Here is a 12,880-nt window from a genome sequence, read left to right on the forward strand (position 1 = left end):
CGTCACTGCGCGGCGCGGGCGGCCAGGCCCAGCGCGTAGTCCGGCCACCACCGGCCGGCCGCCGGGCCGCCGCGGCAGGGCCCGTCGGACTCGCCGGGCCGCTTGATCCACAGGTACGCGTCGACGAGCGGGTCGCCCGTCCGGTCGGTCGGCGCGGTCCCGAGGGCGCGGCCGGGCGGATTGCACCAGGACTCGTGGCCGCCGCCCGGGAGCGGGCCCCGGCCGTTGCGGCTGGTGTCGATGACGAAGTGCTTGCCGTGGGCGGCCTCGGAGATGCGGGCCCCGTACGCGCGGCCGGCCGCGTCGGGCTGGAAGTTGGAGACGTTCAGGGAGAAGCCGTCGGCCTGGCCGAGCCCGGCCTTGTAGAGGGGTTCGACGAGCTTCATCGGGTCCGGGATCCAGGCCGGGTTGCCGGCGTCCAGGTAGACCTTCGTGTGCGGGTTCCTCTTCAGCCGGGTGACGGCCTCGGACAGGAGCCGCAGGCGCTCCTCGTGGTGGGCGGCCCGGGTGCAGCCGTCCACGATGTGCGCGACGGCGTCCGGCTCCAGGACCACCACCGCCCTGGCGTCGCCGATGGCGTCGGCGAAGGCGCCGACCCAGTCGCGGTACGCGGTGGCGCCCGCGGCCCCGCCCGCCGAGTGCCGGCCGCAGTCGCGGTACGGGATGTTGTACGCGGTGAGGACGAGGACCTTGCCCGCCGCCTTGGCGCCCTTGGCGGCCCGGCGGATCGCAGGACCGGGGTCGCCGCCCGGTCCCCACAGGGCCATGGGACGCTCCGAGATCCGGCGCAGCAGCTGCGCCTCGCTGTTGCGGCCCCGCGCCTCCCAGGCGGCGACCTGCCGGGCCGCGTCGCTCTCCGGGTCCACCCAGTACGGGGATCCGGCGGGTGCGGCCCGCGTCGCGGCCTCGGGCGGGGCCTGCGCGGGGGGCTGCGACGGGGCGGACTCCTCGTTCCCGCAGCCGGGGGCCGCGGCGATCAGCAGCGCGAGGCCGAGCGCGGCGGCGAGGGATCTGGGGCGGGGTCGGCCTGGCATCCGGGTTCCTCGAAGGGTCGACGCACGGAATCACGACCGGCACATCGTGACATGACGGTCCGTCACCCCCGTCCCGCGACACCGCTCGTGCCTACGTCCGGGGCGCACCGCCCGTCGCGAGGGCGATGGCGAGCGGGGTGCGCTCGTACAGGATCCGGTGGCCGTGCCGGGCCGAGATCAGCAGACCCGCGCCGTGCAGTGCCTTCAGGTGCGCCGAGACCGTGGCCGGGGCGAGGCCGAGCCGGTGGGCCAGCTCGGTCGTGGAGGCCGGCTCGTCGAGTGCGCACAGCACGTCGGCCCGGCCCCGGCCCAGCAGCCGCGCCAGGGCCCGCGGGGTCGGTCCCGCCGACGCCGTCCACAGCCCGCCGATCCCGCGCGCCGGGTAGACGAGCGTCGGCTGCCAGGGCGGGTCGTACCCGCCGACCACCTCCGGCCACACGAAGGCGCTCGGCATCAGGAGCAGGCCCTGCCCCTCCAGGGAGCGGTCGTGGTGGCGCGGGCGGTCGATGGTGAGCGTCCCGTCGGACCACTTCAGGTCCGGGTGGAGCCCGTCGAACAGCGCCTCCAGCCCGCCCGCCGCCAGCCGCCGCGAGTGGAAGAGGATGTCCGCCTCCAGCAGGGCCCGCAGCCGCGGCCAGTGCGGGGCGATCAGCGCGGCCCAGGCCTGCTCGTAGAGATCGGCCAGCTCCCGTACGGCACGTGCGGGATCCGCGAGCATCCGCCGCCCGAGGTCGCTCTCGGCGGCGCCCGGGGTGCAGACGAGGGCGCGGCGCAGGTCCTCCCGTACGGCCTCCGGATCGGCGGCCGACGCGGACCGCACCCGCGCCAGCTCCTCCTCGAAGGTGACGGAGGGTCCCAGCGGCGGCGGGCTCAGGAAGTCCGGGTTGTGGCCGGCGCGCGGCATCAGCAGCCACAGCGGCCGCAGGTCCAGCCCGTCGGCCGCCGCGCGGACGCGCCGCAGCCAGGGGAGGTGGTACTGCTGCCGTCCGGGCCGCAGCAGGGTCCGCACCGCTTCCTGCGTCTCCCAGCGCGGCGAGATCGAGAACCGGCAGCGGAGCAGGTCCCCGGCCCCGAACCGGAAATGGAACGCCACGGCTCCTCCCTCCGGGTCGTGCGCGGTGATTCGGCCCGTGACGAATCACTGCCGCGTTCCCACCGTAGTCCCGCAGGGTCGCCGCATGTCCCTCACCGTCAACGAGGCCGCCGGCGGGTACCGGTCCGTCTTCCGGGTCCGGGAGTTCCGGCCCGTGTTCGCCGCGCACCTGCTGTCCGTCCTCGGCATCGTCGTCGCCGAGATCGCCCTGACCGTCCTCGTGTTCCGCGCCACCGGCTCGCCCCTGATGAGCGCGCTCACCTTCGCCCTCGGCTTCCTCCCGTACGCCCTCGGCGGCACCCTCCTCGCCGGGATCGCCGACCGCAGGCCCGCCCGCCGGGTCCTCGTCGGCTGCGACCTCGTCTGCGCCGCCTGCGCCGCGGCCATGGTCTGGCCCGGCACCCCCGTCGCGGGGCTGCTCCTCCTGCGCTGCGCCATGGCCTTCGTCGCCCCCCTCTTCCAGGGCACCCGCAACGCCTCCCTCGCCGACATCCTCGGCGGCGGCGACGCCTACGTCCTCGGCCGCTCCCTGATGCGCATGGTGGCCCAGAGCGCCCAGCTCATCGGCTTCGGTCTCGGCGGGCTGCTGCTCACCGTCCTCGCCCCGCGCGCCGCCATCGCGCTGACCGCCGCCGGATTCCTGTGCTCGGCCCTGCTGCTGCGCTGCGGCACGCGGGCGCGGCCGGCCCGGGCCGCGGCCGGGCGCACCTCCCCGCTCGCCGGGCTGCGCGCCGTACTCGCGGACCGCCGGCTGCGCGCCCTGACCCTGCTGTTCTGGCTGCCGCCCGTCTTCGTCATCGCCCCCGAGGCGCTGCTCGCCCCGTACGCCGACGGCATCGGCGCCGGCACCGCGGCCCTGGGAGTGATGATGTGCGCGCTGCCCGTCGGAACCATCGCGGGTGAACTGTGGGCCGGCTCGGTGCTCGGCCCGCGCGCCCGCTCCCGGCTCGTGGCCCCGCTCGCGGCCGCCGGCCTGCTGCCGCTGCTCGTGTACGCCGTCCGGCCCGGGGTGGCGGCCGTACTCGCGGTCCTGCTGCTCGCCGGGCTGGCGCACGCCTACACCCTCGGCCTCGACCAGTGGTACGTGGACGCCGTCCCGCAGGCGCTGCGCGGCCGGGCGATGACCCTGCTGAGCACCGGGCTGATGACCCTCCAGGGCGTGGGCATGGCCCTGGCCGGGCTGGCCGCCGAGTTCCTGCCCGTGCACGTGGTCGTCGCGGGCGCGGGCGCACTCGGCACGGTGGTGGTCCTGCTCCTCCTCGCCGAACTGCGGGCCGCGGGCCCGGGGGAGGGCCGACCGAAGAATGAGACGGGGCCCGCCGCCAAATGACCGCCCGGTAGGGTCGGGTGCGTGTCCAAGCCGCTCAGCCTCCCCTTCGACCCCATCGCCCGCGCCGACGAGCTCTGGCAGCGCCGCTGGGGACCCGTTCCCTCGATGGCCGCCATCACCTCGATCATGCGCGCGCACCAGATCCTGCTCGGCGAGGTCGACGCGGTGGTCAAGCCGTACGGGCTGACCTTCGCGCGGTACGAGGCACTGGTGCTGCTCACCTTCTCCAAGGCCGGCGAGCTGCCGATGTCGAAGATCGGCGAGCGGCTGATGGTCCACCCGACGTCGGTGACGAACACGGTGGACCGGCTGGTGCGGTCCGGGCTGGTGGCCAAGCGGCCGAACCCGAACGACGGCCGCGGCACGCTCGCCTCCATCACGGACAAGGGCCGCGAGGTCGTCGAGGCGGCGACGAAGGACCTGATGGAGATCGACTTCGGGCTCCGCGCCTACGACGCCGAGGAATGCCAGGAGATCTTCGCGCTCCTGCGCCCGCTGCGGGTGGCCGCCGCGGACTTCGAGGAGTAGCCGCCCGCGGTCGCGGGGCCCCCGTCAAGATCGAGCAAAACGGACGGTTAGGCTCATCGGCATGAAGAAGAGCGTGCTGACCCGCTACCGGGTCATGGCCTACCTGACCGCGGTCATGCTGTTGATCCTCTGCACCTGCATGGTTTTCAAGTACGGCTTCGACACCGGCGCCGACCTGACCCTCGCGGTCTCGCAGGTGCACGGCGTGCTGTTCATGATCTACCTGGTGTTCGCCTTCGACCTCGGGTCCAAGGCCCGCTGGCCGTTCCCGAAGCTGCTGTGGGTGCTGGTCTCCGGCACGATCCCGCTGGCCGCCTTCTTCGTCGAGCGCAAGGTCCGCGCCGAGGTCGAGCCGCTGGTCACCGACGCGATGGCCACCGCCGAAGCCTAGAGCGCGGCTCGCGCGCCGGTACCCCGGGGATACTCCCCGGGGTTTCCCATCGACATTTACTAGGACGTCCTAGTAAATTCATGGGTATGGACGCTGACGCCATCGAGGAGGGCCGCCGCCGCTGGCAGGCCCGCTATGACAAGGCCCGCAAGCGCGAGGCCGATTTCACCACGCTCTCCGGGGATGACGTCGATCCCGTCTACGGGCCCCGCCCCGGCGACGCGTACGAGGGATTCGAGCGCATCGGCTGGCCGGGGGAGTATCCGTACACCCGCGGCCTGCACGCCACCGGATACCGCGGCCGGACCTGGACCATCCGCCAGTTCGCCGGGTTCGGCAACGCCGAGCAGACCAACGAGCGCTACAAGATGATCCTGGCCGCCGGCGGCGGCGGGCTCTCCGTGGCCTTCGACATGCCGACCCTCATGGGGCGCGACTCCGACGACCCCCGCTCGCTCGGCGAGGTCGGCCACTGCGGTGTCGCCATCGACTCCGCCGCCGACATGGAGGTCCTGTTCCAGGACATCCCGCTGGGCGACGTGACCACCTCGATGACGATCTCGGGCCCGGCCGTGCCCGCCTTCTGCATGTACCTGGTCGCCGCCGAACGCCAGGGCGTGGACCCGGCCCTGCTCAACGGCACGCTCCAGACGGACATCTTCAAGGAGTACATCGCCCAGAAGGAGTGGCTCTTCGAACCCGAGCCGCACCTGCGCCTCATCGGCGACCTCATGGAGTACTGCGCCAAGGGCATCCCGGCCTACAAGCCGCTGTCCGTCTCCGGCTACCACATCCGCGAGGCCGGGGCGACGGCCGCGCAGGAGCTCGCGTACACCCTCGCCGACGGCTTCGGGTACGTGGAGCTGGGCCTGTCCCGCGGTCTGGACGTGGACCACTTCGCCTCCGGCCTCTCCTTCTTCTTCGACGCGCACCTCGACTTCTTCGAGGAGATCGCCAAGTTCCGCGCCGCCCGCCGGATCTGGGCGCGCTGGATGAAGGAGGTGTACGGGGCGCAGAGCGAGAAGTCGATGTGGCTGCGCTTCCACACCCAGACGGCCGGCGTCTCGCTGACCGCGCAGCAGCCGTACAACAACGTCGTGCGCACCGCCGTCGAGGCCCTCGCGGCCGTCCTCGGCGGCACCAACTCGCTGCACACCAACGCCCTCGACGAGACCCTCGCGCTGCCGAGCGAGCAGGCGGCCGAGATCGCCCTGCGCACGCAGCAGGTGCTGATGGAGGAGACCGGGGTGGCCAACGTGGCCGACCCGCTGGGCGGTTCCTGGTACGTGGAGCAGCTCACCGACCGCATCGAGGCCGACGCCGAGAAGATCTTCGACCAGATCAAGGAGCGCGGCCTGCGCGCCCACCCGGACGGGCAGCACCCGATCGGGCCGATCACCTCGGGCATCCTGCGCGGCATCGAGGACGGCTGGTTCACCGGGGAGATCGCCGAGTCGGCCTTCCAGTACCAGCGCTCCCTGGAGAAGGGCGACAAGCGGGTCGTCGGCGTCAACGTGCACCACGGTTCGGTGACCGGGGACCTGGAGATCCTGCGCGTCAGCCACGAGGTGGAGCGCGTACAGGTGGAGCACCTGGCGGAGCGCAAGGCGCGGCGCGACGACGCGAAGGTGAAGTCCTCGCTGGACGCGATGCTCGCTGCTGCCCGCGACGGGTCGAACATGATCCCGGCGATGCTGGACGCGGTGCGCGCCGAGGCCACGCTCGGGGAGATCTGCAACGTGCTGCGGGACGAGTGGGGCACGTACACGGAGCCGCCGGGCTTCTGATCCCCGTCCGAGCGGTGGAAGGCCGGTCGCGGGCGCCCCTCTACGGGGCCGCCGGCGGCCGGCCTTCGCCGTTTCGCCGCGGGGCGCGGGGCGCGGGGCGCGGGGCGCGGGGCGTGCGTCAGGCGTGGGCCGGGCCGCGGAGGCCGTGCATCAGAAGGGCCGTGAAGGTGGCCACCCAGAGCTCGTCCACCGGCTCCGAGCTGACCAGCGCCCGGTGCACCACCGTGCCCGCGATCACGTCGAAGATCAGGTCCGTGGTGCGGCAGGCGAGTTCCTCGTCCTCCTCGTACGGGAGTTCGCCGCGGGCCTGGGCCCGTTCGCGACCCAGTACGACGAGACGTTTCTGCCGGTCCACGATCGCCGACCGGATCCGGTCGCGCAGGGCCTCGTCGCGGGTGGACTCGGCGACGACCGCCATCAGGGCCGTACGGGCCTCCGGCCGCCGCAGCAGCGCCGCGAACTGGAGGACCACGTCCTCTATGTCGGCTTCGAGGGAGCCGCGGTCGGGGAGTTCGAGGGAGTCGAAGAGCTCCGCGACGGCGTCCACGACCAGCTCGTTCTTGCCCGCCCAGCGGCGGTAGAGGGTGGTCTTGGCGACCCCGGCCCGGGTCGAGACGTCGCCCATCGTCAGCTTCGACCAGCCCAGCTCGACCAGCGCGTCCCGCGTCGCGGCGAGGATCGCGGCGTCCGCGGCGGCGCTGCGGGGGCGGCCGGTGCGTCCGGTCGGGGAGCTGGCGTTGCGCATGGCCGAGACCATACCCGTCGGTAGCCAAGGCGGCGGGCCCCGAAATGCTGTGGTTCAGATCACGGGGCGCGAAGGGGCGCGGGGAGTTACGCTACGGCTCGTAGCGAAAGAGCGACGACCACGCGAAGAGCTACCGGCGCCAGGTGGGGACCCGGCGCCAACAACGCACCACCGAGGGTACTCAAGAAGGCATTTCGGCCGATCTTTTTCGTCCGCGCGCGCACACGGGGGAGGATGTACGCATGCAGCCCAGAAACATGTCCATGAGCGGCGTCGTCGACCTCGCCGCGGTGAAGGCGGCCGGCGAGGCCAAGGCGAAGGCCGAGCAGGCCCGTGCCGAAGCGGCCCGGCAGGCCGCCCAGGGCGGCGCACCCGCGTCCGCCGGCGCCGTGCCGCCGTCCGCGCTCGTGATCGACGTCGACGAGGCCGGCTTCGAACGCGACGTCCTCCAGCTCTCCGCCGAGGTCCCGGTCATCCTGGACTTCTGGGCCGAGTGGTGCGAGCCGTGCAAGCAGCTCAGCCCGCTGCTGGAACGCCTGACCGTCGAGGCGAACGGCCGCCTCCTGCTGGCCAAGGTCGACGTCGACTCCAACCAGATGCTGATGCAGCAGTTCGGCATCCAGGGCATCCCGGCCGTGTTCGCCGTGGTCGCCGGCCAGGTGCTGCCGCTGTTCCAGGGCGTAGCGCCCGAGCAGGAGATCCGCGCGACCCTCGCGCAGCTGGTCCAGGTCGCCGAGGAGCGGTTCGGGATCATCGGCATCGAGGTGGACCCGAACGCCGAGGGCGTCCCCGCGGGCGTCCCGGCCGCCGGTGAGGCGCAGGCCCCGGCGGGGCCGTACGACGCGCTGCTCGAAGCGGCCGTCGTCGCGCTGGACGCCGGCGACCTGGGCGGTGCGGTGCAGGCGTACAAGAACGTGCTGGCGGACGACCCGGCCAACACCGAGGCCAAGCTGGGCCTGGCCCAGGCCGAGCTGCTCGCCCGGGTCAAGGACATGAACCCGCAGGCCGTGCGCGCGGCGGCGGCCGAGAACCCGAAGGACCCGGCGGCCCAGATCGCCGCCGCGGACCTGGACCTGGTCGGCGGTCACGTGGAGGACGCCTTCGGGCGCCTGGTGGACACCGTGCGGGTGACGGCCGGTGCGGACCGGGACGCGGTACGGGTCCGGCTGCTGGAGCTCTTCGAGGTCATCGGGTCGGACGACCCCCGGGTGGGGGCGGCCCGTACGGCGCTCGCGCGGGTGCTGTTCTAGAGGCTCCGCCCGCGGTGTCCGGGCGGTCGGCGGAGCGCCGACGATTTGTTGACACGTAGATAAACAGCGGCCGCACTTTGCCAAAACTTGGTAATTGCGGCCGCTGTTACTCGCAGTAAGTGGAACCCCGTGAACTGTCCGGTGTGTTCGTAAATCCACCACTGTGTCGTGGCCCTTGGTGACACCCAGCGTCGTCACCCCGTGGCGCCGGGTCGATCCCCGGTTATCTTGCCGTTACCCGCCAGTAACGAACCCCCTTGTGCCCCGGCCTGTAATGGACCACGATCGGCGACGCTCGGTCCTTCCCGCAGTCCCGCTCATCGGAGCCGCGGCGTAGGGTCCCCACCGGGCCGGCCGGTGCCAGGGGTGCCGGCTGCTGGACAGGGGGGTCTTCGCCGCACCGGCGGAGCCTGTCCTCCTGGTTGCGCGAACGCGTGACCCAGTGGTTGTCGCTCGGGGGTGAACGCCGGTGTACCGGACGCGGCTCGGCCGCGGCTCGGCCGCCTGCGCTCCTTCCCGAGGACGTAGCACTTCTCCCATCCCAGGACGGGTACGGCCCGGACCGGAGATGTACGTCCGAGAAGGAGGAACGAATAATGAGTTCTCAGGTTCGTGGCGGGACCAGATGGAAGCGCTTCGCTCTCGTCATGGTGCCGAGCATCGCGGCCACCGCCGCGGTCGGTGTGGGTCTGGCGCAGGGTGCCCTCGCGGCGTCCTTCAGCGTCTCCGGCCAGGACTTCAAGGTCTCGGCCGACAAGCTCGACGGTGACGACCTGCTCCAGTACGGCAGCGTCGCCAAGGGCAAGGGCCTCGACGGCAAGGACGCGGCGCACCCGGTCACCATCTCCGGGTTCCGCCACGCCGAGATCACCAACATGTGCCAGTCGCTGGTGACCCCGATTCCCGGCCTCGGCAACATCACGATGCAGCTGCGCACGGGCAACAAGGGCAAGCCGGCGGTCGCGGACAACATCTACCTGGATGTTGCCGAGCTCGACACCGACGCCACGTTCACCGACCTGGACATCGGTGTCGCGGTCGGCTCCGCGGCCGACGACAAGCACCCCACCGCGCCGCAGGCCGGCACGGTGGCGAACGGCGCCCTGTTCTCGCAGCGCGCCAAGAAGGCCGTGCTGACGAACGTGCGTCAGAAGGCCTGGGCGACGACGGCGGGCACCTTCACGCTGCCCGACCTCAAGCTGCGCCTGCTCAGCGGCGACCAGCCGTGCTACCAGGACGAGAAGTAGTCCGTCCCGGGGCGTGACCGGTAGAGGCGGGTGGCGGCCGTGGCCGCCGCCCGTCCCACCGGGCTCCCCCAGTTCTCCGTACCACCGTTTCCAGGGAGCTGTTGTCCATGAACCCCCAGGCCCCGGTTCGCGCCGCAGACGACGCATGGCTCACCGCGGTGTACTACCGCTTCCACGCCTGGAGTGGTGGCCGGCCCTTCTGGGCGGGCCTCTTCACTCTCATCGGGGGCATTCCCATCGCGTACTTCCCGTACGCGGACCTCCGGCTGGGCAACGTCACCATCGCCATGGCGACGACCGCGGGCGCGGGCTCGCTGATCATCGGCATCCTGCTCATCACCCTCGGCATGGCCCTCTGGTTCCAGCAGGGCATCCGGGTCTTCGCCGGAGTGGCGTCGATCCTGCTCGCCCTGGTCTCCCTGCCGGTGTCCAACCTGGGCGGCTTCTTCCTCGGCTTCCTGTTCGCCCTGGTCGGCGGAGCCCTCGCGCTCTCGTGGGCGCCGGGCAAGGCGGATGGCGCGGCGGCGGCCAAGGCGGAGGAGTTCGCGGAGGGCCCCCGGGGAGTGCCCGGCCCGCGCGACACGGAAACGGCTTACGCGACAGAGACGACTGCCCACGCCGATGGCGGGAGGAACAGTGCGGGGTGACGAGACGCAGCGGGACGTGACCCCGAGCGCAGAGTCCCGTGAACGAAGGGGTCCGCGGCACGCGGCACCCCGGAAGTCGCTGCTGAACAAGATCCAGATACCCGTCGGAAAGACGATGGCGCTGGCGGCCATGCCGACCGCGGTCTTCGTCGGGATGGGCATGGCGCCGAAGCTGGCGCTCGCCGACGAGGAGATCCCCTTCGCGCCCGGACCGTGTGTGACGCGGTCCGACGAACCCGCGGAGTCGGCCTCTCCGAGCCCGTCCACGTCGCCCTCGCCGGGTTCGTCGCCCTCCACGTCCCCCTCACCGGGCGCGTCGAAGGCCGCGAAGCCCGGCGCCACCCCCTCGGCCCCGAAGCCCTCCGCCAGCAAGTCGGCGGAGACCACCACCCAGTCGAAGCAGACGGCCCCCTCGGCCCCGGCCGCCACGCCGTCCCCGTCCAAGACCCCGAACCCGTTGGACCCGCTGGGCATCGGCGACAAGGTCAAGGGCATCGTCGACGGGATCACCACCCCGATCCTGGGCGCGCACCCGTCGGCCACCCCGACCCCGACGCCCACGCCGACCAAGTCCGCTCCGACGGCGCCCGCCCCGACGGCGCCCGCTCCGGCGAAGCCCGCCCCGGACCCGGCCGCGGACGCGATCCGCGACGCCGCGAAGAAGGCCGGCGTCGACGTCAAGGAGCTGTCCGAGGACGTCAAGGACACCGCGAAGACGCCGAAGGACGAGACGGGCAAGAAGGCCGGCGAGGACGAGGACAAGCCCGACGGGGCGAAGGACGCGGACGGGAAGCAGCCCTTCCCCTGCCCGACGTACGACGCCAAGGCGCTGGCCGACGCCGAGCTGGAGCCGGGCATCCCGCTCCTGCCGGACGAGCCCTGGTACCTCGACAGCTCGCTGCTGACTCTCTACGGCCTGGATTACCACGGGATAGTCGAGGTGAAAACGGCGGGCGGCAAGACGAAGAAGGTCCTGAAGTTCACCGCGGACTCGCTGGACATCAAGGACCTCTACCAGACCGTCGGCAAGAGCGGGAACGTCGCCCACCTGAAGTCCCGCCCGGGCTCCACCTCCAAGATCCGCGGCGGCACGGTGACGATGTACACCGAGAGCCTCAAGGGGAACCTCTTCGGCCTGATCCCGATCGAGTTCACCCCGAACAGCCCGCCGCCCCTGAACGTCCCGTTCGCGTTCTTCTCGAACGTCAAGGTCGTCCAGGCCGGCCAGTTCGGCGGCACCCTCACGGTCCCGGGCCTGCACAACTACGTCGGCCCGCCCGAGTAGTCCCGTACGACCCCGCGCCGCGCACCACGCACCGAGGGCGGCACCCCGGTCCCTGTCAGGGAATCGGGGTGCCGCCCTCGGTCTCTGTGCGGCAGAGGTGCGGCGCGGGTCAGGCCTGGGACTGGCCGCCCAGGTGGTGGACGCGGACCATGTTGGTCGTGCCGGGGACGCCGGGGGGCGAGCCGGCGGTGATGACCATCGTGTCGCCGGCGTTGTGGCGGCCCAGCTTCAGCAGCTCGCCGTCCACCAGGTCGACCATCGCGTCGGTGGTGTCCACGTGCGGGACGATGTAGGACTCGACGCCCCAGCTCAGCGTGAGCTGGTTGCGGGTGTTGACGTCGGTGGTGAAGGCCAGGATGGGCTGGGTCACGCGGTAGCGCGACAGCCGGCGGGCCGTGTCACCGGACTGCGTGAAGGCGATGAGCGCCTTGCCGTCGAGGAAGTCCGCGATCTCGCAGGCCGCGCGGGCGACGGAGCCGCCCTGGGTGCGGGGCTTCTTGCCCGGGACCAGCGGCTGGAGGCCCTTGGAGAGGAGCTCCTCCTCGGCCGCCGTGACGATCTTCGACATCGTCTTGACCGTCTCGATCGGGTAGGCGCCGACCGAGGACTCGGCCGACAGCATGACCGCGTCCGCGCCGTCGAGGATCGCGTTGGCGACGTCGGACGCCTCGGCGCGGGTCGGGCGGGAGTTGGTGATCATCGACTCCATCATCTGGGTCGCGACGATCACCGGCTTGGCGTTGCGGCGGCACATCTCGATGAGCCGCTTCTGGACCATCGGGACCTTCTCGAGCGGGTACTCGACGGCCAGGTCGCCACGGGCCACCATGACCGCGTCGAAGGCGTCGACCACGGCCGCCATGTTCTCGACGGCCTGCGGCTTCTCGACCTTGGCGATGACGGGGACCCGGCGGCCCTCCTCGTCCATGACCTTGTGGACGTCCTTGACGTCGTTGGCGTCGCGGACGAAGGACAGGGCGACCATGTCGCAGCCCATCCGCAGGGCGAAGCGGAGGTCGTCGACGTCCTTCTCCGACAGCGCGGGGACGTTCACGGCGGCACCCGGCAGGTTGATGCCCTTGTGGTCCGAGATGACACCACCCTCGATGACGATGGTCTTGACCCGCGGCCCCTCGACCTCGGTCACCCGCAGCTCGACGTTGCCGTCGTTGATCAGGACCTGGTCACCCTTGGCGACGTCGCCGGGCAGGCCCTTGTAGGTGGTGCCGCAGATGGACTTGTCGCCCGGGACGTCCTCGGTGGTGATGGTGAACTCGTCACCGCGCACCAGCTCGACGGGGCCCTCGGCGAAGGTCTCGAGACGGATCTTGGGGCCCTGGAGGTCGGCGAGGACGCCGACGGCGCGCCCGGTGTCCTCGGAGACCTTCCGGACGCGGTCGTACCGCTCCTGGTGTTCTGCCTGGGATCCGTGGCTGAAGTTGAATCGGGCCACGTTCATACCTGCCTCGATGAGTGCTTTCAGCTGCTCATACGAGTCGACGGCGGGGCCCAGCGTGCAGACGATTTTGGAACGGCGCATGGA

12 protein-coding genes are annotated in these 12,880 nt (G+C 71.9%); 8 read left to right on the forward strand and 4 right to left on the reverse strand.

Annotated elements, in window-relative coordinates; translation table 11 throughout:
- Positions 1-2: 2 nt before the first annotated feature.
- Complete coding sequence (locus tag ACFYZS_RS02535) at positions 3-1,034, reverse strand: glycoside hydrolase family 6 protein (protein ID WP_389005946.1); 1,032 nt, start codon at positions 1,032-1,034, stop codon at positions 3-5.
- 91 nt (positions 1,035-1,125) lie between these two features.
- A complete protein-coding gene (locus tag ACFYZS_RS02540; RefSeq protein ID WP_389005948.1) occupies positions 1,126-2,127 on the reverse strand; it encodes a DUF5937 family protein in 1,002 nt (333 codons plus the stop codon).
- Between the two features lie 85 nt (positions 2,128-2,212).
- Between ACFYZS_RS02540 and ACFYZS_RS02545 the strand changes: the two genes are divergently transcribed.
- The 4 genes from ACFYZS_RS02545 (at position 2,213) to ACFYZS_RS02560 (ending at position 6,163) form a co-directional block, all read left to right on the forward strand.
- Positions 2,213-3,457, forward strand: coding sequence for an MFS transporter (locus tag ACFYZS_RS02545; protein ID WP_389005950.1), 1,245 nt, complete (start codon positions 2,213-2,215; stop codon positions 3,455-3,457).
- Positions 3,458-3,478: 21 nt separating this feature from the next.
- Entirely contained in the window at positions 3,479-3,985 is a 507-nt protein-coding gene (locus ACFYZS_RS02550) for a MarR family winged helix-turn-helix transcriptional regulator (protein WP_389005953.1), read from the forward strand.
- Positions 3,986-4,046: 61 nt separating this feature from the next.
- Complete coding sequence (locus tag ACFYZS_RS02555; protein WP_389005955.1) at positions 4,047-4,376, forward strand: DUF3817 domain-containing protein; 330 nt, start codon at positions 4,047-4,049, stop codon at positions 4,374-4,376.
- A gap of 86 nt (positions 4,377-4,462) precedes the next feature.
- Positions 4,463-6,163 carry a methylmalonyl-CoA mutase gene (locus ACFYZS_RS02560; protein WP_389005957.1) on the forward strand — a complete coding sequence of 567 codons (1,701 nt, stop codon included), beginning with the start codon at positions 4,463-4,465 and terminating at the stop codon, positions 6,161-6,163.
- A 118-nt stretch (positions 6,164-6,281) separates the two neighbouring features.
- On the opposite strand, the gene ACFYZS_RS02565 is transcribed toward ACFYZS_RS02560, so the two are convergent.
- Positions 6,282-6,908 (reverse strand): TetR/AcrR family transcriptional regulator, encoded by a 627-nt coding sequence (locus ACFYZS_RS02565; protein ID WP_389005959.1) that lies wholly within the window; start codon positions 6,906-6,908, stop codon positions 6,282-6,284.
- Between the two features lie 242 nt (positions 6,909-7,150).
- Between ACFYZS_RS02565 and ACFYZS_RS02570 the strand changes: the two genes are divergently transcribed.
- The 4 genes from ACFYZS_RS02570 (at position 7,151) to ACFYZS_RS02585 (ending at position 11,337) form a co-directional block, all read left to right on the forward strand.
- Positions 7,151-8,158 (forward strand): tetratricopeptide repeat protein, encoded by a 1,008-nt coding sequence (locus ACFYZS_RS02570; protein WP_389005961.1) that lies wholly within the window; start codon positions 7,151-7,153, stop codon positions 8,156-8,158.
- A 596-nt stretch (positions 8,159-8,754) separates the two neighbouring features.
- Positions 8,755-9,405 (forward strand): DUF6230 family protein, encoded by a 651-nt coding sequence (locus tag ACFYZS_RS02575; RefSeq protein WP_229336412.1) that lies wholly within the window; start codon positions 8,755-8,757, stop codon positions 9,403-9,405.
- A 107-nt stretch (positions 9,406-9,512) separates the two neighbouring features.
- A complete protein-coding gene (locus ACFYZS_RS02580; protein ID WP_389005963.1) occupies positions 9,513-10,052 on the forward strand; it encodes a DUF6114 domain-containing protein in 540 nt (179 codons plus the stop codon).
- Positions 10,042-11,337, forward strand: a complete 1,296-nt coding sequence (locus tag ACFYZS_RS02585) for a hypothetical protein (RefSeq protein WP_389005965.1) — start codon at positions 10,042-10,044, stop codon at positions 11,335-11,337. Before ACFYZS_RS02580 ends, ACFYZS_RS02585 begins: the two co-directional genes overlap by 11 nt.
- 109 nt (positions 11,338-11,446) lie before the next feature.
- Here the strand turns inward: ACFYZS_RS02585 and pyk are convergent, their stop codons facing one another.
- On the reverse strand, positions 11,447-12,877 hold the full coding sequence (gene pyk, locus ACFYZS_RS02590; RefSeq protein ID WP_389005967.1) for a pyruvate kinase: 1,431 nt from the start codon (positions 12,875-12,877) through the stop codon (positions 11,447-11,449).
- Positions 12,878-12,880: the final 3 nt, after the last annotated feature.

This window comes from Streptomyces sp. NPDC001903 (genome assembly GCF_042891345.1).
Taxonomy (GTDB): Bacteria; Actinomycetota; Actinomycetes; order Streptomycetales; family Streptomycetaceae; genus Streptomyces.